The sequence below is a fragment of the candidate division WOR-3 bacterium genome (assembly GCA_039802005.1).
Classification (GTDB): Bacteria; Hydrothermota; Tepidihabitantia; order SM23-42; family JAOAFX01; genus JAOAFX01.
The window spans coordinates 28,598-51,135 of record JBDRVV010000019.1; the positions used below are offsets into that span (position 1 = coordinate 28,598).

General features: G+C 36.8%; 20 protein-coding genes and 2 tRNA genes. 4 read left to right on the top strand and 18 right to left on the bottom strand.

Features of this window, described 5'->3' with window-relative positions; translation table 11 throughout:
* Positions 1–241: 241 nt before the first annotated feature.
* Both ABIL69_07345 and ABIL69_07350 read right to left on the bottom strand, forming a co-directional pair.
* Positions 242–1,009, bottom strand: coding sequence for an ABC transporter permease subunit (locus ABIL69_07345; protein ID MEO0123803.1), 768 nt, complete (start codon positions 1,007–1,009; stop codon positions 242–244).
* Between the two features lie 4 nt (positions 1,010–1,013).
* Positions 1,014–1,757 carry an ABC transporter ATP-binding protein gene (locus ABIL69_07350; GenBank protein ID MEO0123804.1) on the bottom strand — a complete coding sequence of 248 codons (744 nt, stop codon included), beginning with the start codon at positions 1,755–1,757 and terminating at the stop codon, positions 1,014–1,016.
* Positions 1,758–1,899: 142 nt separating this feature from the next.
* Between ABIL69_07350 and priA the strand changes: the two genes are divergently transcribed.
* Both priA and ABIL69_07360 read left to right on the top strand, forming a co-directional pair.
* Positions 1,900–3,882: a primosomal protein N' gene (gene priA / locus ABIL69_07355; GenBank protein MEO0123805.1), complete on the top strand. Its 1,983-nt coding sequence runs from the start codon at positions 1,900–1,902 to the stop codon at positions 3,880–3,882.
* 235 nt (positions 3,883–4,117) lie between these two features.
* Complete coding sequence (locus ABIL69_07360) at positions 4,118–4,435, top strand: hypothetical protein (protein MEO0123806.1); 318 nt, start codon at positions 4,118–4,120, stop codon at positions 4,433–4,435.
* A gap of 252 nt (positions 4,436–4,687) precedes the next feature.
* Here the strand turns inward: ABIL69_07360 and ABIL69_07365 are convergent.
* From ABIL69_07365 to iorA, 14 genes are all read right to left on the bottom strand, one after another.
* Positions 4,688–4,776, bottom strand: a tRNA-Ser gene (locus ABIL69_07365).
* A gap of 286 nt (positions 4,777–5,062) precedes the next feature.
* On the bottom strand, positions 5,063–5,530 hold the full coding sequence (gene tadA, locus ABIL69_07370) for a tRNA adenosine(34) deaminase TadA (GenBank protein ID MEO0123807.1): 468 nt from the start codon (positions 5,528–5,530) through the stop codon (positions 5,063–5,065).
* A gap of 119 nt (positions 5,531–5,649) precedes the next feature.
* A tRNA-Arg gene (locus ABIL69_07375) sits at positions 5,650–5,723 on the bottom strand.
* A gap of 276 nt (positions 5,724–5,999) precedes the next feature.
* Complete coding sequence (locus ABIL69_07380) at positions 6,000–6,956, bottom strand: OmpH family outer membrane protein (GenBank protein MEO0123808.1); 957 nt, start codon at positions 6,954–6,956, stop codon at positions 6,000–6,002.
* A gap of 18 nt (positions 6,957–6,974) precedes the next feature.
* A complete protein-coding gene (gene bamA / locus ABIL69_07385) occupies positions 6,975–9,167 on the bottom strand; it encodes an outer membrane protein assembly factor BamA (GenBank protein ID MEO0123809.1) in 2,193 nt (730 codons plus the stop codon).
* Positions 9,164–11,566 (bottom strand): ATP-dependent Clp protease ATP-binding subunit, encoded by a 2,403-nt coding sequence (locus tag ABIL69_07390; protein MEO0123810.1) that lies wholly within the window; start codon positions 11,564–11,566, stop codon positions 9,164–9,166. The genes bamA and ABIL69_07390 overlap by 4 nt, the downstream gene beginning before the upstream one ends.
* An 85-nt stretch (positions 11,567–11,651) precedes the next feature.
* On the bottom strand, positions 11,652–12,908 hold the full coding sequence (locus ABIL69_07395) for a tryptophanase (protein MEO0123811.1): 1,257 nt from the start codon (positions 12,906–12,908) through the stop codon (positions 11,652–11,654).
* A complete protein-coding gene (locus ABIL69_07400) occupies positions 12,905–14,536 on the bottom strand; it encodes a tetratricopeptide repeat protein (GenBank protein MEO0123812.1) in 1,632 nt (543 codons plus the stop codon). Before ABIL69_07400 ends, ABIL69_07395 begins: the two co-directional genes overlap by 4 nt.
* A complete protein-coding gene (locus ABIL69_07405) occupies positions 14,506–15,273 on the bottom strand; it encodes a hypothetical protein (protein MEO0123813.1) in 768 nt (255 codons plus the stop codon). The genes ABIL69_07400 and ABIL69_07405 overlap by 31 nt, the downstream gene beginning before the upstream one ends.
* Complete coding sequence (gene rimO / locus ABIL69_07410) at positions 15,263–16,495, bottom strand: 30S ribosomal protein S12 methylthiotransferase RimO (protein MEO0123814.1); 1,233 nt, start codon at positions 16,493–16,495, stop codon at positions 15,263–15,265. Before rimO ends, ABIL69_07405 begins: the two co-directional genes overlap by 11 nt.
* Positions 16,488–16,868: a PaaI family thioesterase gene (locus tag ABIL69_07415; protein MEO0123815.1), complete on the bottom strand. Its 381-nt coding sequence runs from the start codon at positions 16,866–16,868 to the stop codon at positions 16,488–16,490. The genes rimO and ABIL69_07415 overlap by 8 nt, the downstream gene beginning before the upstream one ends.
* A 7-nt stretch (positions 16,869–16,875) precedes the next feature.
* Positions 16,876–17,496: an outer membrane lipoprotein chaperone LolA gene (gene lolA, locus ABIL69_07420; GenBank protein ID MEO0123816.1), complete on the bottom strand. Its 621-nt coding sequence runs from the start codon at positions 17,494–17,496 to the stop codon at positions 16,876–16,878.
* A 44-nt stretch (positions 17,497–17,540) separates the two neighbouring features.
* Complete coding sequence (locus ABIL69_07425) at positions 17,541–18,143, bottom strand: indolepyruvate oxidoreductase subunit beta (protein ID MEO0123817.1); 603 nt, start codon at positions 18,141–18,143, stop codon at positions 17,541–17,543.
* A gap of 2 nt (positions 18,144–18,145) precedes the next feature.
* The gene (iorA, locus tag ABIL69_07430) at positions 18,146–19,900 is read right to left on the bottom strand and encodes an indolepyruvate ferredoxin oxidoreductase subunit alpha (protein ID MEO0123818.1); all 1,755 of its coding nucleotides are present in this window, start codon (positions 19,898–19,900) and stop codon (positions 18,146–18,148) included.
* A gap of 121 nt (positions 19,901–20,021) precedes the next feature.
* On the opposite strand from iorA, the gene ABIL69_07435 reads away from it, so the two are divergent.
* On the top strand, positions 20,022–20,408 hold the full coding sequence (locus ABIL69_07435; GenBank protein ID MEO0123819.1) for a hypothetical protein: 387 nt from the start codon (positions 20,022–20,024) through the stop codon (positions 20,406–20,408).
* A gap of 2 nt (positions 20,409–20,410) precedes the next feature.
* Positions 20,411–21,586, top strand: coding sequence for an MFS transporter (locus ABIL69_07440; GenBank protein ID MEO0123820.1), 1,176 nt, complete (start codon positions 20,411–20,413; stop codon positions 21,584–21,586).
* A 16-nt stretch (positions 21,587–21,602) separates the two neighbouring features.
* On the opposite strand, the gene ABIL69_07445 is transcribed toward ABIL69_07440, so the two are convergent.
* Together ABIL69_07445 and ABIL69_07450 are read right to left on the bottom strand one after the other, a co-directional pair.
* On the bottom strand, positions 21,603–21,884 hold the full coding sequence (locus tag ABIL69_07445) for a tetratricopeptide repeat protein (protein MEO0123821.1): 282 nt from the start codon (positions 21,882–21,884) through the stop codon (positions 21,603–21,605).
* 26 nt (positions 21,885–21,910) lie between these two features.
* Positions 21,911–22,538, bottom strand: a 628-nt coding sequence (locus ABIL69_07450; protein ID MEO0123822.1) for an FAD-binding protein, incomplete at its 5' end; no start/stop codon positions are given.

A 22,538-nucleotide genomic window follows, 5' to 3' on the forward strand; every position in this document is an offset into this window, starting at 1 on the left:
TATTTTGTATAAAAGGTTGGTTCTGTATTTTTTTTAGATTCCGAAACGAGTTCGGAATGACAGGTAGTTGTAGATCCGGAATGATAAGGAGTTGTAGGTTCAGGATAACAAGTAGTTGTAGGTTCAGGATGACAAGTAGGTGTTAGTTCGGAGTGACTGACAATTGTAAGTTGGACGCAACAGGCAGTTGTAAGTTCAGAATGGCAAAAAGTACGGCGGACAATTGGAAGAATGATTTGTATCATTTAAATTCCCTTTGTTCAAAAATCAATACTGACAGATAAAGCAAAAAAATCGTGTAAATCAATCCGTAGCAAATTGAGAATAATACCTGGTCAGTGAATATAGGTAGTTTATGGACAAGTTCTAACCGAAGGTTAAAATTTTCAAGATTGGGCAGGATATAATAAAATCCGTAGGCAAGATATTTTAACCCAGGAATTTTAACAGTATCTGCAAAAAGTTTTAAATCCGGACTTGCATGTCCAATTACATAAAATATCACACCCATTATTGATGTCAATGTTGCTGAAGAGAAAGATGAGAAGAGTAGTAGAATTCCCAAAAGCACAGCGATTTCAATGAGGGAAAATGGTAGATTGATTAATATTGATATGTCAAACTTACCTTCGTAAATAAAAATGACAAATTGATGGATTAATGCCATTGCTCCTTCCAATATTGCAATCAAAAGAAAAAGTCCAAGGAACTTACCAAGTATGATTTCGCTTCTCTTCACTGGTTTTGCAATAACCGTATAGATCGTTCTTTTTTCTATATCTTTATGAATCAGCGTGGATCCTATAATAATTACGACAAGAATTCCGAAAAGTGATGCCACTGCCATGCCAAAGTCTCTTAACAATTTCGGTGATTCACCAAGGGCGAAAGGTTCAAGAAATAAAGAGATAACAATGAGCAAGATACTGAAGATTATTAATAAAAGCATTATTCTTTGTCTTAAACTCTCTTTGAATGTATTTTCCGCGATTGCCAGAATTCTATGCATAACATTACCTTCCTTTTACCTGCTCAAAGAACCAGTCTTCAAGTGATATTTCATCGGTCTTTGTGCCTTTTTTCAGAAGTTCGTCAAGCGGTCCGATCTGCATAATTTTGCCGTCTATTATTATTCCAATTCTATCGCAAACTGCCTCGGCATCAGGGAGGATGTGGGATGAGAAAAATATGGTTTTTCCATTTTTTTTCAATTCCAAAACCAGATCCTTTATCTCTTTTCTGCCGATCGGGTCAAGTCCAGTCAATGGTTCATCAAGAATTAGTAAATCAGGGTCGCCAACAAGTGCCTGGGCAATGCCGATTCGTTGGAGCATTCCACGGGAGTATTTTCTTAACGGCAAATCTGCCGCCCTTTTCAATCCTACTTTTTCTATCAATTCCATAAGTATGTTTTTTTTAGTATGCTTATTGCAAAGCATTGCATGTATTTTCAAAAATTCATAGCCGGTTAAATGTTCATAGAAATAAGGAGACTCCGGGAGAAATCCGATCCGTTTTTTTGCCTCAAGTGAGTTCGGCGGATAACCAAAGATTTCAATACTGCCCCGGTCCGGTCTTATCAATCCGGTAATCGTTTTTATCGTTGTTGTTTTGCCAGCACCATTGGGACCAAGGAAACCGAAAACCTCACCTTTATAAACTTCAAAAGAAATTCCCTTCAATATCTCTTTCTTTTTCTCCCAGAAATGGACTTTAAATGAACGATGCAAATCTTCAATTTTAATGGCAATTTCCATATTAAAAAATTATATCTGAAAATACTTTTTTGTAAAGATAGAATTTGCTTTTACTAAGAAAAATTAAATGCCTACGATATTGAAATTTTAGGCGAATTGCATATAATGATATAGGTAGTTATGTTAAAACAGGTTTTTAACTATGTTAGTTGATGTGGCGATACCGAATACAAAGTTTGATTATCTTACATATCAAAGTGACTTTGAACTGCATATCGGTGATTTGGTCATTGTTCCCTTAAAGAAAAAGTATAAATATGGAATAGTCGTTAGCACAAATATCAAAAGGGATGTGCCCAATATAAAAAAAGTCCAGAAGTTGGTTGAAACAAATTTTATCTCACCAAAATTATTGAGTCTCTATAAATGGATTGCCTCTTATTATGTTTCTTATCTTGGCGAGGTTCTCAAACAGGCATTTCCGTCCAGGGTCTTAAAAAAATTTGAATACATAAAAAAAGAATATGAAAAACCAACGATAGCGAAGGAGCCTGTTCCAACATATTCTCAGAGTAATGCGATAAATCGTATTCTTTATTCAGTTAGAAAAAATATCTTTAAGGTTTATCTACTTTTTGGTGTTACCGGGAGCGGAAAGACCGAAGTCTATTTAAAGGTTATCTCTGAAGTTTTAAAAAACGGAGGCAAGGCGCTTGTTCTCGTTCCCGAAATATCAATGACACCCCTTTTATTAAAACGATTTGCTGAACGTTTTGGTAAGGATGTAATTACAATACACTCGGCACTTACTGTCAGAGAGCGAAGAAACGCATGGTATGGTATTAAAAATGGAATTTATAAAGTCATTATTGGACCAAGAAGTTCGGTATTTCTTCCTATACCAGATTTGAAAATAATCATCATTGATGAAGAACATGACCATTCCTATAAAGAACATCAGCAGGCAGTTAAATACAATGCGCGGGATGTTGCCGTGGTCAGGGCAAAGATTGAAAATTGCGTTGTCGTCTTGGGTAGTGCCACACCACAAATAGAATCATATTATAATGCTGGTATCGGCAAATACGAACTTTTAACTTTAAAAGAGAGAATAGATGCCCGTCCTTTACCCGATGTTGAGGTTGTTGATTTAAAAAAGGAAGGTGGAAAATTTATTTCTCAAAGATTTGAAGAATCTATTAAGGGAATAATACAAAAAAATGAACAGGCAATTCTTTTTTTAAATCGCCGTGGTTTTGCACCGAGTTTGATTTGTCCGAATTGCGGCTATATCGTTCGTTGTCCATATTGTAAATTACCACTGGTATATCATCGGGCTACTACAAAAAGTGATGTCTCTGTACTTTCTTGCCATACTTGTGATTATAAAACAGATTATTTCAACCATTGCCCTAAATGTGGGAAGGCTACTTTGTTATATCGTGGTGCAGGAACTCAGCGCATAGAGGAGATAATTAGAAGGATATTAAGATCAGAATTGAATGGGAATACGGAAAATTGTAGAACAACTATTTTAAGACTTGATCGCGATAGTGCACGGAAAAGGGGAGAGGCAGAAGAAATTTTGAAAAAATTTGAAGAACAAAAGGCACAGATATTGCTCGGCACACAACTCGTTACAAAAGGATTTGATTTCCCAAATGTAACATTCGTGGGAATTGTTAATGCCGATACAATTCTGAATCTCCCTGATTTCAGGGGTAGTGAAAGGACATTTCAAGTTTTAACCCAGGTCGCAGGAAGGGCAGGCAGGGGAAATAAACCGGGCAGGGTTTTGATACAAACATATCATCCCGAGCAATATTCAATACTTTTTAGCCAGTTGCAGAATTATCCAAAATTTTATGCTGAAGAAATGAAATTGCGCAAAGAACTTAATTTCCCACCATTTTCGCGGTTAATTCTTATCCGGCTTTCAGGTAAAGACGAACAGAATACATGGAATGAAGCGAAGAAAATTTATGATTTGTTGACTGAAATAAAAGGTATTAAAATTTTTGGACCTAATCAGTCTTTTTATTACAAAATAAGAAACAATTATCGTGTTTACATACTACTAAAGACGCCGCTAAAGTTTGACCATCGCAAATTGAAATTTTTGAAACAGATTAAATTGAGTAAATCAAAATTAGAGATTGATGTTGACCCGGTTGAGGTATTTTGATGAATTAAGCATTATTTATTAGAGACAACAACCTCTGATATCTATTTATGATTTTCAATCTTCTAATATTATCAAAAATATATATGTCTCTTCTGAGACAAATATTCGCTTTGTATATATAAGTAATATAATCTTTTTGTATACAGATTCTTGACAAAAATTAACTTTCCATTATACTGATATACCATTATTCCAATATTCTGGAATTATGGAATGATGAAATGGAGGTATCATTATGGAGATAATCGAGAAAAGATTTCGTGGTTCAACAATATGTCGTGTTTTAGGATATCCAATATCTTATGGAATATTGAAACTATTGTTAGAAAAAGAAAAATTAGATTTAAGTACAATTGTGAAACATGTTAAAAGATCAAAACAAGCAGTTTGTTCTCAGATGACTAAATTACGATTGGCGAATCTGGTGCGCTATGAAAAAAAGGGAAAATCTACTACTTACTGGATAAAATATCCCGAGGAAATTAGGAAATTTCTTGATGCTTGCGAGCAATTGGTAGAAAGAATATCTAAACGCCTTGATAAAGATGTATAATTAGTACCATAATTCCATTATTCCAATATTCTGGAATAATGGAATAGTTGAATTATTGTTATCTTGAAAATAATTATTTTAATAAGGATTAACCAGTGAAATTTAGTCGGGTTTACGGGGAGAGAGGGATTTGAACTTGTTTTGACTTTGATTAAATAGATTTAAAAAGGAAAACATGACAAATCCGTCGTGATTGATACTTCAGGATATAGTATTAGTAAAAGATAAGCCCGTAGAATTTAGACGGGTTTACGGAGAGAGAGGGATTTGAACCCCCGACCCGCTTTTAAGCGGATACGCGATTTCGAGTCGCGCGCCTTAGTCCACTCGGCCATCTCTCCAAAAGGGGGAGGATTCCCCCTTTTCTCCAAAAAGTTTGAACAGAACAATACTTTTTGGAGACCTCTAATCCCCCTCGTTGACCTGTTCTTACGCATCAACCCTTATTCCTTCAGGTCTGCTCTACCAGGTAAAAATTTCTCATCAAGCAAACCACCTTAACAAAGGGTTTAAGGTTATTGGGTTTAGATGCTGGTAAGGTCTATGGTTTTTAGTCTTTAAACCTTCAACCAAACCCATTAACCAATCCAGCTTCTCAACCTCAACCCACCAACTATATAATTTTATCTATTTTTTCTTTTTATTACGTCTTTGATTAAAGAAATCTTTCATTAAAGACAATGCTTCATTTCTTAAGACACCTTCAACTACCTCAATCTTATGATTTAATTTTTGCTCCCGCACAATATTGAAAACCGAACCGCATCCACCAAATTTTTCATCCCTTGCACCAAAGACGATTTTTTGTATCCTCGCCAATACCAGCGCACCCGCACACATAATACAAGGTTCTATCGTTGAATAAATCACAACATCATTTAAGCGCCAGGAATTTAAAGCATTTGCTGCCGCTGTAATTGCGAGTATCTCAGCGTGGGCCGTAGGATCCTGGAGTGCTTCAGTTCGATTATGCCCGCGTCCAATTATTTGATTTTTATAAACCGCAACCGCGCCGATTGGGACTTCTTCTTCTTCAAATGCCTTCCGTGCTTCTTTCAATGCCTCAATCATAAAAAATTCATCATTGTCTTTCATATTTATCCCTTGCGCAATAAAAATTGTTTAAGCTTGGCATCCCTCATTTCACTCGGGATGCTCAATTTTGCGATGACATCCATCTGCGCTGCGCTTGATGGCTGTCAGCAAAATTGGCACGCGCCCGACGTGACTTGAACACGTAGCCTGCGGATTCGTAGTCCGCCGCTCTATCCAGTTGAGCTACGGGCGCATAAGGGGGAAGAATCCCCCTTATCTCCAAAAAGTTTGAACAGAGCAATACTTTTTGGAGACCTCGGAACCCCCTCGTTGACCTGTTCTTACGCATCAACCCTTAACAGATGGTCTATAGTTATTGGGCATAGATGCTGGTATGGTCATTGGTCTATAGTTTTTAGTCTTTAAACCATCAATCAAACCCATTAACCAATTCAGCATCTCAACCCCAACCCATTAACCATCTTTACTAAATTATATTCAAGTTTAAATTTTAGTCAATTATTGGTAGTTATTCTTTTTTCTTTAATGCTTCAATCAGGCTCATTAGGTCGTTCTTGAGGGATTCAGAGAATTTTATATCGTCGTTTACTGAATTAGAACGACTGCCTATTTCCTCTTTTGAATTTACATCCCTCAGACTGATTGTGTAATCAATCTTTGTTCCTGTTTTACTTACCTTTCCCATAACGATATAATTGCACATTGCAAATCCCGCAACCTGAAATGCCTGATTTTCATCAATCATTTTATAATCCCACTGCCGTTTTGTCAATTCTGCCATAATAGTCCCCTTGGTTACAATGTTATATGTCTGCGAGTAATTGTTTAACACCGTGTATAACTCGTTCTGGCATCTCATACCAAGGTTTTCATTAAGTGCCTCAGTATTTTCTTCTTTAAAAGGTAATATACCAATGTATTTTTTCATAGCACTGGGAATAGTCGTTGCAACACCGTATTCACGATTTAGTTCATTGATAACTAAATCAGTAATATTTAATTCTGGGGAAGCATAAAAGATATCTTCAGATAGGTCGATTACCATTGAAAATCCTTCTTGCTGGGCAATCTTGGCAACAGCGTCATTTATTTTTTTCAACAACGGCGCCATAAGTTCGTCGTTCTTTTGTTCAATCTTCCCACCTGGTCCAAACACATCCTGAAGATATTTATTATAAATCTGGTTATACTTATCAATTTCATCAAGTTTTTTTAAACGCGCTTCTTCACTCAACATCAATTTCTGGGCATCAAATTCACTCTTTAAGTTTTGCACAGTTAGCTGTAATTTTGCTGCAGAGTCCCGACAGGCATTTACATATTCATTAAATTCTTGAGTGGCGGATGAAGTTGCCTGATACTGGGTTAGAATTTTTGAGGACTCGACAAATCCGATTTTCTGTTCTTTTGCAAAAACAAGTAAGGGTATTATTGTAATAATTAAAATAGATTTTAATTTTTGCATTGTTCCTCCAGTAGATAATTAAAACATTCCAAATGGATTTATCTGGAAATGGGGTTCAAAACCTGGTTGAGCACGGTCAAATCCATAACCCAAATCAAAACCAAGAACACCCATCATTGGAATCTCTACCCTAATTCCTATACCTGCGCCTCTTTTTAAATCATAGAGATTGAAATCTTTATAAGAAGCGAATGCATTCCCCATATCATAAAATGCAAGGAGTGCGAAACTTTGAGAAAATTTCAATTTCAATTCAATGTTATTTATGAATAAAGCATTACCACCAATTCTTTTGCCATCTTCAATCGGTGAAAGCGAACGGTCTGAATATCCCCTAACACCATCTTCGCCGGTGCCACCAGCATAGAATCGCTTGTAGTATGGAACCTCATCGGCACTTGTAACTATACCCATTCGGAATCTTGTCATCAAAACAAATTTCCAGAAAACCGGAAAATATGAACGGGTTTCAAATGTGAATCTATTGTAATCTATATTGGCAAATATCCAAGGTTTTGCTATCTCGGTCTGCAAAGAAATATATGAACCACTTGAAGGATTGAATATAAAATCCCTTGTGTCTCTTGTTATCCCATAGTTATTTGCTAAAGTCCATTTGGGAATTGTATCTTTTCTTAAGTCATATCCGGTAGTTGGCTGATATTCTTTTGCAATATCCAGAATTTGTGTTCTTTCAACTCTGAATGTATAATTTAATCTTGTATAATCAAGAAAAAACGGGAAAGAAAAGTTCGCGGCACTGCCGATATCCCTTTTTGTATAAAAATCCCATAATCTATTCGTATAATATACATCAAAGCCCGCAGTTGTTCTTGTATCAAAGAGCCAGGGTTCGGTGAAACCGAATTGGATATTAGTGAGCCTGCCGCCAATTTCAAATTTTGTATAAACACGTTGACCTCTGCCGAAGACATTGGGATGGCTTAATTCAATATATCCAGTCAATTTATCCTGGGCAGAATATGCCATCCCCGCACCGATAGAACCAACACCCTCTTTTTCCTTAACACGATAGACCAAATCAATATTTCCACTGTCATCCGGACTACCGGTCTCAGGGGTGATATCTTCAAAGAATCCAAGATTGAATACTTCTCTCATACTTCTTATAACCTGGGAACGACGAAACCTTGTGCCTGGAAGAGTAACTATTTCTCTTCTAATTACTTTCTCTCGGGTGCGATAGTTTCCGGCAATGACAACCCGATTTATGTTTGCCGGCCTTGATTCAGTTATCTGATACTCAATATCAACAAAACTATCACGAATTGTTTCGATTGGTGCTATTGAACAGTATATATAACCTTCGTCTGCATAGACTTCATAAAATTTTTGCAGACTATTTTGTGCCTTGGTAAGATTAAAGATTGTCCCGGGCTTTATCTTTAATAATTTTTCCATCTGGGCAGTTGAAAAGAGAACATTACCACTGAATTTTATATCACCCACATAATATCTTTGATTCTCATTTATTTTTATGGTTATTACCAATTTATTATCAACGACCTTTATTTCTGGTTCGCTAACAACAACATCAAGAAATCCATTGTCTCGGTAAAAAATCTTTATGCGTTCTATATCTTCTTTTAATTTTGCACGATCAAGTTTTCCGCTGCGCAAGAATCCCTTTTCTTTATTCTGCATTTTTCTTTTTATAGAACTTTCTGAAAGTGCCTTATTGCCTTCAATCTTTATTTTACTTATTTTCAGAACAGAACCTTCATTGATTACAAAATAAAGGTTAACTTTGTTTAGTGTATCCGGTACAATACTGTCCTGCACCACAGTGTTATAGAAATTTTTTTCCGCATATAGATCAATTATCTTTAGCCTTGCATCAAAAATTGCTTTCTTTGTAAGAACCTGACCGTTTTTTAATTCAATTTTTTTTAGTAAATCACCTTTTTTAATTTTTTTGTTTCCTATAAATTGGGGTTCACCGTTTAAAAATGGTGCTTCAGTCACATTTATTTTAATAAAAATGCCATCTGCAATAATTGTCGTATCAATAGCGATATAATCAAATAATCGGAGGCGATAAAGGTTATTTATTGCCTGCGGAATCATTGATTCTTTAAACTGCTCTCCGATTTTTAAACCGCTGGTTTGGATTATAAGGTCTTTATTTGTGAACCGGGCATCAACCGTGATATTGGCGATTGTATAGGCGAATATTATGGATAAAATCATTTAACTTTGAATTCCAGTCTATCACCTGCCCGAATGAGTTTTATATGCTTACCTTCTTTTATATTCCCTTTTAAAATCTCTTCGGCAAGCGGGTCTTCAATTAAACGTCTTATTGTTCTCCTAATGGGCCTTGCACCATATTGAGGGTCAAAGCCTTCTTCCACCAGTAGTTCTTTACCAGATTCATCAAGCTCGAGAACCATTTTCTTATCATCCAGCCTTTCTTCAAGTTCTGCAATGAGAATTTCCACAATCTTTTTCATATCTTCTTTAGTTAATTGCCTGAATACTACTATTTCATCAACACGATTGAGAAATTCGGGATTGAATAGTTTTTTAACTTCATCCATTAACCTTTCTTTCATTTTATCATAAGATACATTGGGATCAACTTTGGCGAATCCAAGCCCGTCGCTTCTTTTTATATCTGCGGTGCCGATATTTGATGTCATAATTATTACGGTGTTTTTAAAATCCACTTTCCTGCCAAAGGAATCTGTGAGTTGCCCATCCTCAAGAATCTGGAGCAAAATATTAAACACATCGGGATGTGCCTTTTCTATTTCGTCAAAGAGCACAACGGAATATGGTTTGCGCCTCACTTTTTCGGTAAGTTGTCCACCTTCCTCATAGCCTACATATCCTGGCGGTGCACCAATCAATCTTGATACATTAAATTTTTCCATATATTCAGACATATCAAGGGTAATGAGGGAATTGACATCGTTGAAAAGAAATTCCGCAAGTCGACGTGCCAATTCCGTTTTTCCCACTCCAGTCGGTCCTAAAAAGATAAAAGAACCAATCGGACGTCGTGGGTCTTTCACACCGGCGCGACTCCGTCTTATCGCACGGGATATCACTTTAATTGCTTCATCCTGTCCCACAATCTTTTTACGTAATTCCTCTTCCATCTTCAATAAACGCTTTGATTCTTTTTCTTCAATCTTTGATACGGGGATACCGGTCCAGCGTGAAACAACAAACGCAATATCTTCTTCGCATACAACCGGTTTTGAGCTTTCACCTTGTATCTCTTTTCTCTTTCTTATCTGTTCCTGGATTTTTAGTTCTTCTTTATGCAATTCTGCTGCCTCTTCGTACTTCTGGTCTGCAACCATTTTATCTTTTGTTTTTTTGATTTCAAGGAGTTTATTTTCAAGTTCAACTACCTTTGGGTCTTTCACTATTTTTGATAATTTTACTTTTGCACCTGCTTCATCTATAACATCAATTGCTTTATCCGGGAGGAAACGGTCTATGATATAACGGTCAGAAAGATATGCTGCCGCCTCAAGTGCTTCATCTGAATATATTACCTGATGGTGTTTTTCATAATTTTCTTTGAGACCTTTCAATATTCCAATCGTTTCCTGCACGGTGGGTGGATTTACAATAATGGGTTGGAATCGTCTTTCCAGGGCGCCATTTTTCTCAATATATCGCCGATAATCCTCAAGGGTTGTGGCACCTATACACTGAAGTTCACCCCTTGCAAGTGCGGGTTTGAGCATATTTGATGCATCAATCGCACCTTCTGCCGCGCCAGCACCAACAATTGTATGGAGTTCATCAATAAAAAGTATTATATCTTTGTTATTGGTAACTTCATTTATCACTGCCTTGAGCCTTTCTTCAAACTGACCGCGATATTTGGTACCTGCCACAATGGATGCCATATCAAGGGCAAGAACCCTTTTGTTTTTAAGGGAATCAGGAATGTTACCCGCGACTATATCCTGGGCAAGTCCTTCAACAATCGCAGTTTTACCAACCCCGGCTTCCCCAATTAGAACAGGATTATTCTTTTTCCTCCTTGATAAAATCTGTATGACCCGTTCAATCTCCTTTTCTCTTCCGATTATCGGATCAAGTTTACCTTCGCGGGCGAGCTGAGTAAGGTCCCTTGAAAATAAATCAAGGGCAGATCCCCTTGGTTTGCCTTTTGTTTTCCCGGCAGCAACACCTTCAGGCTTTAACAACTGGATTATTTCGTTCTTTGCTATGTCATAATCAATACCCATAGATGCAAGGATCTGGGCACCAATGCTTCCTTCGGTTCTTATAATTCCTAATAATAAATGTTCAGTGCCAACATAGGTGTGCCCCAAATTTTTTGCTTCCTCCATTGCATAGTTAAGGCATACCCTTGCTTCATTGCCAAGATTTACATCAATTTTGCCACCCGGACCAATGGTTATTGAATTTTCTATTGCCTTGAGCAATTCTCCTAATTCTACACCTAAATTTATCAATACCATGGCGCCGACACCTTCACCTTCTTTAATCATCGCAAGAAGGAGATGTTCGGTTCCAATAAAATTATGCCTGAACTTTATTGCCTCTTCACGGGCAATATGCAATATCTTTCTAACTCTTTCAGTAAATCGTTCTTGCAAAATATACCCCCTTAAATTATCCTATATTGATTTTATATAAAAACTATAGCTTGTCAAGAGTTAGACAAATGTAGAGTATTAAAGTTTATTTTTCCGCTGTGAATTGGGCGAAGAAATTGAAAAATGTTTTTGGTCTATTTACTAACCTCAATTTGAATTTTGGCTCTTTTTTGTAAAAAAAACTTATCGCCTCACCAGCAAATTTGAGATGTTCCATTGTATATACCCTTCTTGGAATTGCAAGCCTTAATTCATTACCAAATACCCCGCCCCTTATACCTGTTTCAAGGTAAATCTGGGCACCTAATGTGTAGGCAGGATAAGGGAATTTGGGTTCTGGAATTATTACAACGCCATGGCAACCAAGTGGTTCAAAGATTCTTACTCCATTCTTTTTTAAAATTTTGCCGAGATAATGGACTTTTTCAATATGTGATTTAAGAAATTCCTCATCAATTGCTTCTTCTAAACCAACCGCCATTGCGGCGAGGTCGCGTGCCGCAAGACCGCCCGAACTTGGATATGACTCCTGTTCAATAATTTTTTCTCTCAATTGCTCATATATTCTTTTATCACGGACGCCAATAAATCCACCGATATTTACAAGTCCATCTTTTTTACTGCTCAGATAGAGAATATCACAATAACTGAACATTTCGTTACATATGCCTAAAATTGATTTTTTTGAATTTGAATAGTTTTTTATATAAAATGCATTGTCAGCAAATCTACTGGCATCAAATATCAATATGCCACCCCGTTTTTTGATTATCTTATGGGTTTGTTTTATATTTTCAAGTGAGACCGGTTGCCCACCTTTGATATTATTTGTGAGAGTCAACACAACCGCCTTTATTTTATTATCTTTCCTAACCGCTGATTCTAATCCGTTCAAATCTATGTTTCCACAGAAAGGTGGTGTCAGGTCGGGCATATCAATAACCATACAACCGATCTTCTCAAGGTTTGCGCGAGTCGTCTCAAAATGGGTATTGGAAATGACTTTGTTACCTTTTTTGAAAAGTAGATTGAATAAAATATTTTCTGCGGTCCTGCCCTGGTGAACCGCTTGTATAAAAGGAAAACCGGTAATTTTCCGGGCGATATTTATGAAGTCTTCACTTGCCTTCTGTCCAGAAAAATCTTCTTCTGCTGCAATTATTTCTGCCCAGGCCCTGGAACTCATTGCACCTGTCCCTGAATCCGAGATAAAATCAAGATATACAAAACGGGCAGGAATGAGAAAAAGATTATATCCTGCTTTTTTTAAAATCAATGAACGCTGACTTCTGGTAGTTTTTCTTAATGGTTCAATAACCTTTATGCGATATGGTTCCATCATTCTCCTTTCAGATTTAATAATTTTTGCCGAGCACTTTTATTTTTCGGTTCAAGAAGAAGAACTTTTTTATACATTTCAATCGCCTTCTCAACTTCATTCAACTTTAGATATACATCGCCTAAATGTTCAAATATCACCCCATCTTCAACAAGTTCACTTGCCCTTTTTAAATCTAACAGGGCAGATTCATAATCTCCTTTTTGATAATAAACCCAGCCACGTGAGTCAATTATATAACCGTTATTGGGTTCAATACTTAGAGCCTTTTCAATCAATTCCAAGGCATAATCTAATCGTTCACCTCTTTCGGCATATGTATAGCCTACATAATTCAGGGCAGTAGCATCTGTAGAATCAATCTGTATTATTTTTTCAAAATTACGCAAGGCTTCATCTTTTTTGCCTATTCGGTCACATATATTGGCAAGGGCTGATAATCCAGGAAGTGAACCTGGATTCAATCTCAAAGATTTTTTATAATAAAAGTAGGCGTCTTTGAATGAGCCCTCAAGTTCACTAACCGCACCGAGTAGATAATAAATCTGTGACATATCTGCATTGTGGTAGGCTGCTTCTGTAAAATAATATCGCGCATTTTTATAGTCTTTCTTATCCATGGCAATGAATCCTGCATAGACCCAGAGTTCAGTGAAATCGGGATTGATTTTAATCGCATCTTCAATTGCCTTTTGGGCTTCATCATATTTCCTCTGCTCAAGGTTTATGCGTGCGATATAAAAACGGGAGTAATCATCCTGAGGGTTGAGTCCTGCGCTTATTAAAAATTCACTCAATGCTTCGTCCAACAGGCTTAGTTTGTATAATCCAAAACCCAGACTTCTACGGACGTAGGCATCATAGTAATCCACCTTCAATATTTCTCGGGCAACCTTTATCATTTTTTCATATTGTTCAGTATCGCCATAGAGGTCAAGGAGCCTTTTGCGCAGGTCATTGGCATCATTATATTTTAATCCAAGTTCGTAATAATAAATTGCAGAATCTTTAATGTTTAGAATATCAAAACCTGTGCCGATTCCAATGAGGGCGAGGGCATTTGTGGTATCAAGGGCATATGCCTGTTTATAATATTTTATTGCATCAAGATGATTACGGGATTTACCGGAAAGTGTTCCTAAACGATTATAGATATCAGCATTTTTAAGACTATCAGGAAATTCAAGGAGTGTTTTCATTGCGTTATTCAAGTCGCCAAGACCTTCATACAGTAGTGCTATCGTCTGGATTATTCCAGTATCTGAAGGCTTCAGCTCTCTTATTTTTTCATAGATTTTAACAGCACCCTTGAGGTCACCCTTTCCAATATATCCTGCAGCAATCAATCCATAAAATTCAGAACTATCGCTCACAAATGCAAGTCCCTTATACGCATACTCTATTCCCTTTTCATATTCCCGGAGCTTAAAAAAGGCACTGGTTAGTGAATAATAGATTTCTTTTGCAGTCGGGTCGTATTGTAAGGCATTGAGATAATAATTTATTGCCTCAGGAATTTTGCCCTCAAGTTCAAGCTGGCAACCAATACTGAATAGTTCGTAAGAATTTCCGAAATGATTAAATGTCAAAAGATTTAAAGTTAAAACTCCACAAATGCTGAAAATAGCCATAGGCCTCCCGGATCTTTTATTGGGTCATTATTATAAAAATTATATTTCAACTCAAACCCAATTCTGCGACTGAAATTTTTATAGAAAAAATTTATTCTAACGAAATCTTGATGGTATAGGGTTGTATCACCTTTACATACTAAAAGATTTAGGTTGGTAAATGCACCTAAAGATTTCCTATCAAAGAATTTGTATATAAGATCAACATTGAAGTCAATTTGATAATCTGCACCGGCATTTACATCCCAGCCATGATATCTCCAGTGTGGATATAGTTTTGTATTAAACGCCCAGAGCAAATTTTCTTCGGTCTTTATCGCATTCGCAGGATGATATGCGGCATTGGCGAAGAGTAGAGAAAGCCGGTTGAAGACTGGTGTTCCTTCCACTTCATAATCAATATCATGGACACAATCATGGATAAATGAGAGCTGACTAAAAAATTCTGAAAAATTGTATTCAAAACCACCAGTGACATAATAATGTGAGTATCTCGGGTCAAGGGAGACACCACCCTTCTGCTCTGCCATATCAAGGTCATCCCTGTATTCCATATAAAAAGAAAGATATTTATATTTCAACATTGTGCATCTCAGCTGTGCTGATGCATCCATATTGAATCGTGTAGTATCACTATTCAAATATTTTCCAAGAAAAACCCGACCATTGAATTCAAGCGGGATATCAATGTTGCAGAGAATGCTGGAGAGAGTTAAAAAGAACAGATTAACAGGCATAAAGGTCCACTCCTTTCATACCCGTTATTTTGAGAAGATAAAATTTACCTAATTGGATATCGTCGCGCTTTATTATTATCTGTCCGTCAATATCCGGTGCCGAAAACTCGGTGTGTCCAATAAAATCCTTGTTTTTTTGATGGACAAGTACACGGTAGACTTTATTTACTCTCTGCTGATTTTTTAATGTTATTAATCGCTGCTGGAGTTCGACCAATTTGTTGAATCTTTTGTTGATTAGTTCAGGCGGAAGTTGATTTAAAAGTCCAGCAGGTGTATCTTTTTCACGACAGTATTTAAAAACACCGAACCAATCAAAATAACCATTTTTTAAAAAATCATAGAGTTCATTGAATTCTGATTCGGTTTCTGTTGGAAATCCAGCGATTATTGTAGTTCGCAGGGTTATTCCTTTTAATTTTTTCATTAACCTTAGTATTTCTTTTTTTGTGATACGACGATTCATCAATTTGAGTATACGATCGTTTATATGCTGAATTGGCATATCAAGGTATTTGCACACCTTTGGATTAGTTTTTATCTCTGAAATTAATTCATCGGTCAGTGATTTTGGATGGGCATATAGCAATCTTATCCATTCAATACCCTTTATTTTTGAGATTTCTTTTATCAGGGGCACAATCATCTTTTTATTATACAAATCCAATCCGTACTGGGCAGTATCCTGGGCAATGATAAGCAACTCTTTTGTTCCGATTTCTGCCAGAGCCCTTGCTTCATTAATCAGGTCATCAAAGTTTGAACTTTTAAATTCACCCTTTATCAAAGGTATTGTGCAGTATGAACAACGATTTGAACAGCCATCGGCAATTTTTAGATAAGCGTAGCCCATGGTTGTTAATAGTCTCACATCGCCTGTTGCATTTTTTTTAATAAGATCTTTAATAAGTTTCTTTCGCTCACTGATATTATACCAATTTTGGATTTCAGGAAATTTTCTGGATAAAAATTCTCGTGCTCGATTTACAGCACAGCCGTATACATAAACTTTTTTATTATTCAATTTTAAAATTTTTTTTATCTCTTTCTCGGTTTCTTTCAAGGCAGGTTTTATAAATCCACAGGTGTTGATAATAACGATATTGCTTTCTTGCAAACTCGCGCCTAAGATTAAACCGTTTTTTTCCAGAATACCCATTATTCGTTCTGAATCAACGAGATTCTTAGGACAACCTAAAGAGATGAAATATACCTTATTCAATTTGTATCAATTTTACATCGGCACAGGCAATCGTTTGTTCATTTGCATCTTTTATCTCTGCCTGTGCAATTACGAGGTTATATTTAATATTTATTACCTTTCCCATGGCAACATACTCTGTATCCGAAAGCATGGGCTTTTTTATACGCACATTAAGTTCGGCAGTCACTGCCTTTTTGCCTTTTTTGAACGCTGCCCATACTGCCATTTCATCAAGGATCGTTGAGACGATTCCACCATGTATTACCTGACTATAACCTTGAAACACAGGATTGAGTTTTATCTTTGCATATACACCATCTACATTTTCCTGAATATCAAGGTGGAGCCCGATAGGGTTATCAGAACCACAGGCAAAACACCTATTATCCATTAAGAATTTATTGTTCAACGACTTCGGTTCCTTTTGGGGGTTTGAATTCAAACAATTTTTTTGAAATCTTTTTATTCAACTGGATATTTTTGAAGATGAATTTATTCTCTGAATCGGTGTCGTCAAATATAGTAATTCCATTTATCTCGTATTTTTGTGGGTCAATAACAACAATTATTTTTTTATAAATTTCGGTATCTTCTTTGGGAGTAAGGATTATCTCATAATTTTTGCCTGTTTTCAATTCTGCATTAAATCTTTCATTGTAGTCTTTGAGAAAGATATCGGGATTTACTGCAAATGGGATCTGGGCGCCAAGATGCTGTCTTATTGCCCTTTTTTTATCAGGAAGATAAATCCATAACGAGACACTATCACCAACATAAATCTGCCTGGGTTCCTTTATTTCCATACGGAAATAATTTGGTTTGAGAAAATATACAGAACCATCAAAATTCTGACAGATACCAGAATTTTTTTCACAGAATCGCTGGGAGAATTCAATATAGAAACTGTTAAGATTCTGGTAATGGGCAGTTGTTTTATTGATGACGCTGTCTAAATTCTGCGACTGACTGAATCCTGTAATTAATAGAAAAGCCAATAATAAGATAATTGATTTATTCATTTTTTTCCTTTCATAGAATAATTCTACCCATAAAGATTATAAAGTCAATGCCATCCCATCTCAAATGCTTTAATGTTCAGCTCATGATATTGTGGTTTCACATTTGCCTTTATTGCTTCAATCCAGACCTCTTTCGGGAAAAACAAAAATTTCGCAAGGCTACCTAAAAGTACAACATTTGCTACACGCACATTGCCTAATTTTAAGGCAATCTCCTGGGCCGGAACTAAATGTACCATTGAAATCTTTTTTAAACTATCTATTATATTTTTGGGATATTCCTTTTCTCCGGCAAGCACACTCATTGGTGGAAATTCAAGGTCATTTACAATAATTGTGCCTTTTTCTTTCAAAAAATAACTGTATCTCAATGCCTCAAGTTTTTCAAATGCAAGGATAAAATCGGCAGTGCCTTCTTCCACAAGTGGCGAATAGACCTTTTTACCGAATCTTGCATGAGTTATTACGCTACCACCACGCTGTGCCATTCCATGTATTTCACTTTTCTTGGCATCGTATCCCACGAGAAACGCTGCAGTGCAAAGTATGTCTGAGGAAAGTAGTATTCCCTGTCCACCAACACCGCAGATTATTATGCTGGTAATTTTATTATTTGATGGTTCAACATTTCTTTTCTTATCTTTCATTTTTATTCCTTTTTTGATGAATACATTGCATTATGCTGGCACAATTGAATACATAGTTCACAGCCATTGCAGAGTGTAGGTTCAATATACGCTACAGGTTTTTCTTTTGACTCTATATTTTTTAGGGTAATTGCTGGACATCCCAATCTCAAACAAAGTTTACAGCCATTGCATTTTTCAATATCCACCACGAGATAGGGTTTTGGTTTTTTCAAGAATATACAGGGACTGCGAAATACAATAACAGTCACCCCATCAAAATTAATAGCATCCCTTATTGTTTGTTCAGTTTGTTTTAAATCCATTGGATCAACAACCCTGACAAATTCAACACCACAACCTCTGGCAACATCCTCGGGTAGAATTCTTTTGCCATCTTCGCCATGGGCAAGTTTTCCTGTGCCCGGATGGGGTTGATGTCCGGTCATTGCAGTGGTCAGGTTGTCAAGGATTATGAGATTCAAGTTCCCTTTATTGTATACCGCATTTGCCAATCCGGTGATACCCATATGGAAGAAGGTGGAGTCACCTATTACTGCTACAAGTTTTTTACTCAGTTCTTTGCCACCTGCCTTATCCATTCCGTGGGCATTCGTTACCGATGCACCCATACAAATACAGGTATCCATTGCATTTAAAGGTGGCAGGGCACCAAGGGTATAACAACCGATGTCACCGGTGGCAGTGAGTTTCAGTTTATTAATCACATAGAATACACTTCTCTCTGGACAACCAGGACACAAAACCGGAGGTCGTTCCGGTACTTCTTTTAATTCTATGTTGGGTCTGTAAACTTTTTTCTTGAAACTCTTTTTTATCACCGTTGGATCAAGTTCACCGCACAAAGGAATTTTCTCTTTACCGATTACCTCAATCCCCATTGCCTTAATTTCTTGCTCAAGAATCGGGTCGCCTTCTTCTATGACCAGCAATTTCTTTACACTGCGGGCAAATTTTTTGATTAAATTCTTTGGCAGGGGATAGGTAAAGGAGAGTTTCAAAAAACTGGCATCAGGGAAGACCTCTTTTGCATACATATAAGCAATACCGGAACTTATTATTCCGAGATTTTTATCACCCCACTCAATCTTATTATAAGGAAATTTTTCAGAATATTCAGCAAGTTTTTTTAACCGTTCTTCTACGACCTGATGGAGAATTCGGGCATGGGCAGGTAGAACGAGTCTTTTTTTGATGTCTTTTACATAACCCTTAACAGGAACTTCTTTGCGTTCACCGATTTCTACAACCCCTGATGAATGTGAAATTCGTGTGGTAAGTCTTAAGAGAAAAACACTGTCAAATTCTTCGGAAAGATCAAATGCCATTTTTGTGAAGATCTTCGCTTCATTTGAATCTGAAGGTTCAAGCACGGGAATTTTTGCATGCCTTCCATAATGGCGGTTATCCTGCTCATTCTGTGAGGACCACAATCCAGGGTCATCACAGGTCACAATGACAAGCCCACCAGTGACCCCTGTATAACCAAGGGTAAACATAGGGTCGGCAGCGACATTTAGACCCACATGTTTCATCGCCGTGATCGCCCTTGCTCCGACAAATGATGCCCCGGCACAGACTTCAAGCGCTACTTTTTCATTTACCGACCATTCAGCATAGATTTCCGGATATTTAATTATATTTTCTAAAATTTCAGTGGAGGGTGTTCCCGGGTAGGCGGCGGCAAAATGGCATCCACCTTCCCAGGCACCTCTTGCAACTGCTTCATTTCCTGATAGTATTTTTTTGTTGTTCATAATAATGTTATTATATCTAAAAATCTCTGCGGGTCAATATTACCGGATACCTATATTGATATTGAATAACTTGACTTTAAAAATTTTTTCGGTAAAATTAAAGATACAGGGAGGCTTAATAATGAAGAAGATTATTTTCTTAATAATTATTCTCTTGGTTGTTTTTAATTGCACAGGAAGAGAAGAACTGTATTTTACCCATTTATATGGATGGGCGAGGCATGATTCACTTGGCGGGATTAATGGACTTAAGTTAGTTATAAGGGATATAAGACCGGATGACACAGACTACTATAGATTCAGAAATGTAACGACCGGCTATTCAAATGATTCTCTCCCGGGATTTTTTGAAATGGACAGTGTTTGTTATGGAACATCAAATTATCAAGGCAGCCAGATTGTTGCTGTGCTATTAGATAGCGTTGATAATCCAGGCTGGCCCAGACAGTACTGGTATTTAACGCTAACCGGCGGTGTAGATACAGTTGAAATCAATCTCCATAAATAGAAATGAGTGAGAAAAAAAACGGATTAATTTCATTCCTTACTCGTAATGTATTTGTTCTTGGGCTGGTCAGTCTATTTACTGATCTGTCCACAGAGATGTCTTACGCAATAATTCCAATTTTTTTGAAAGATGTTTTGAAGGCACAGCCGATATTTATCGGGCTTGTTGAGGCAATTGCGGAATCAACGGCGAGTATTTTAAAAACTTTTTCCGGATATATCTCAGACCGTCTCCGAAAAAGAAAGCTCTTTATTTTTATCGGATATACGCTCTCAGCAATTGTAAAGCCATTGCTTGCCCTTGCGACGCAGGGATGGCATATTCTTATTGTTCGGTTTGCAGATCGTTTCGGCAAAGGCATAAGGACCGCACCAAGGGATGCTTTGATTGCCGAATCTACCAGAGAGACATTTTATGGGAGGACATACGGGTTCCATCGGGCAATGGATACAATGGGCGCAATCCTCGGACCTCTCTTTGCTTTTTTGATACTTTCTCTATCTAATCAGAATTACAGATTGCTCTTTGCACTTGCATTTATACCGGGTTTTATAGCAGTGCTCTTTATTATTTTTGGTGTTAAAGATATTATTCCAGAAACACAAAAGCTCTTCAAATTTTCTTTTAAAGATATTAATCCAAAATTGAAAACTTTTTTTCTTGTAATAATTTTATTCACACTGGGTAATTCTTCAGACGCATTTTTAATCTTGAGGGCAAAGGAATTGGGACTTGCCGTGCCTTTGATCCCAATTCTCTGGCTTGTTTTTAACATATCATATTTTTTATGGTCCTATCCTGCGGGTGTTATTTCTGACCGTATCGGAAGGAAAAAAACAATTGTTTTTGGCTTTTTAGTCTATACGATTACATATTCAGCCCTTGCTCTTAATAATAAAGTTATCTTCCTCTGGCCCATTTTTATAATATATGGATTATATTACGGGTTCACCGAAGGAAATCTCAGGGCTTTTGTGGCGGACCTTACAAATCCTGAACACAGAGGAACAGTTTTTGGTATCTACCATACAGTTGTAGGTATTACCCTTTTGCCTGCCAACCTAATTATGGGTTATGTCTGGCAAAAATACGGTTTTAATATTGCACTTTTTATAGGTGCCTGCTTATCATTTCTCTCGGCACTATTATTGATTTTCCTTGTAAGAGTTAGAAAATAAATACATTTTATTATTACTACATTTTTTTCTCCTGGGAGATTTTATTGTTTACTTCAGACAATCTTATTTCAGCATTATTGAAATTTTTATCCAGGTCCAGTACCTTTAGATACATCATTTTTGCCTGTTCTAATCTTCCAGATTGTTCATACGCCAGACCCAGATAATAATATAATTCCGGCTCATGGGGATTGATTTTTAAGGCTTCGCTAAATTTTGCGATTGCCTTATCATACTCCTTGTTCAGGAGATATGATTGTCCAATTTCCATTAAAACTTCAATCTCTCCTGATTGCATGCTCCTTTCCTTTTAAAATATTTTTATCATAATGGGGTTCTCTGAATGACTGTATCCCTTAAAAATTCTTCATCCTTTTCAGGATAGTCCAGAATGTAATGTAGCCCTCGTGATTCTTTCCTTATGAGACAGGATTCCACAATTAGCCATGCTACATCAACCATATTACGTGATTCAGCATTTTTTAGATGAATACCTGGTTCAAAATATTTACTGTATTCGTTCAATGTTTCACTCGCCTTTTTTAATCCTTCTTCAGTTCTAATAACATTTACAAATTGCGACATTAATTGCTTTACTTGAATCTTGAAGTCAGGACCGGTAGTAACTGAAGGTTTTAATTTCGGCTGTTTTTTTAGTTTTAGCGACTTAATACGAGAAACACGCTTTGCTGCCCTTGTGGCAAAAACAAGTGCCTCAAGTAAAGAATTTGAAGCGAGTCGATTTGCGCCGTGGACCCCGGTACAGGCACATTCACCAAGGGCAAATAGTCTCTCTATAGATGTTTCACCCCAGGTATTTACCTTTATCCCACCACAAAGGTAATGGGCTGCAGGAACAACGGGTATTGGTTCTCTTGTGATATCAATACCCCAGCGCAGGCAGGTTTCATAAATTGTGGGGAATCTATTCTTTATATAATCTGGTTTGAGA

Bases quoted from the DNA above. Each gene is read 5' to 3' on its own strand.
- ABIL69_07345 (MEO0123803.1), bottom strand. From the start codon at position 1,009: ATGCATAGAATTCTGGCAATCGCGGAAAATACATTCAAAGAGAGTTTA.
- ABIL69_07350 (MEO0123804.1), bottom strand. From the start codon at position 1,757: ATGGAAATTGCCATTAAAATTGAAGATTTGCATCGTTCATTTAAAGTC.
- priA (MEO0123805.1), top strand. From the start codon at position 1,900: ATGTTAGTTGATGTGGCGATACCGAATACAAAGTTTGATTATCTTACA.
- ABIL69_07360 (MEO0123806.1), top strand. From the start codon at position 4,118: ATGGAGATAATCGAGAAAAGATTTCGTGGTTCAACAATATGTCGTGTT.
- tadA (MEO0123807.1), bottom strand. From the start codon at position 5,530: ATGAAAGACAATGATGAATTTTTTATGATTGAGGCATTGAAAGAAGCA.
- ABIL69_07380 (MEO0123808.1), bottom strand. From the start codon at position 6,956: ATGCAAAAATTAAAATCTATTTTAATTATTACAATAATACCCTTACTT.
- bamA (MEO0123809.1), bottom strand. From the start codon at position 9,167: ATGATTTTATCCATAATATTCGCCTATACAATCGCCAATATCACGGTT.
- ABIL69_07395 (MEO0123811.1), bottom strand. From the start codon at position 12,908: ATGATGGAACCATATCGCATAAAGGTTATTGAACCATTAAGAAAAACT.
- ABIL69_07400 (MEO0123812.1), bottom strand. From the start codon at position 14,536: ATGGCTATTTTCAGCATTTGTGGAGTTTTAACTTTAAATCTTTTGACA.
- ABIL69_07405 (MEO0123813.1), bottom strand. From the start codon at position 15,273: ATGCCTGTTAATCTGTTCTTTTTAACTCTCTCCAGCATTCTCTGCAAC.
- ABIL69_07415 (MEO0123815.1), bottom strand. From the start codon at position 16,868: ATGGATAATAGGTGTTTTGCCTGTGGTTCTGATAACCCTATCGGGCTC.
- lolA (MEO0123816.1), bottom strand. From the start codon at position 17,496: ATGAATAAATCAATTATCTTATTATTGGCTTTTCTATTAATTACAGGA.
- ABIL69_07425 (MEO0123817.1), bottom strand. From the start codon at position 18,143: ATGAAAGATAAGAAAAGAAATGTTGAACCATCAAATAATAAAATTACC.
- iorA (MEO0123818.1), bottom strand. From the start codon at position 19,900: ATGAACAACAAAAAAATACTATCAGGAAATGAAGCAGTTGCAAGAGGT.
- ABIL69_07435 (MEO0123819.1), top strand. From the start codon at position 20,022: ATGAAGAAGATTATTTTCTTAATAATTATTCTCTTGGTTGTTTTTAAT.
- ABIL69_07440 (MEO0123820.1), top strand. From the start codon at position 20,411: ATGAGTGAGAAAAAAAACGGATTAATTTCATTCCTTACTCGTAATGTA.
- ABIL69_07445 (MEO0123821.1), bottom strand. From the start codon at position 21,884: ATGCAATCAGGAGAGATTGAAGTTTTAATGGAAATTGGACAATCATAT.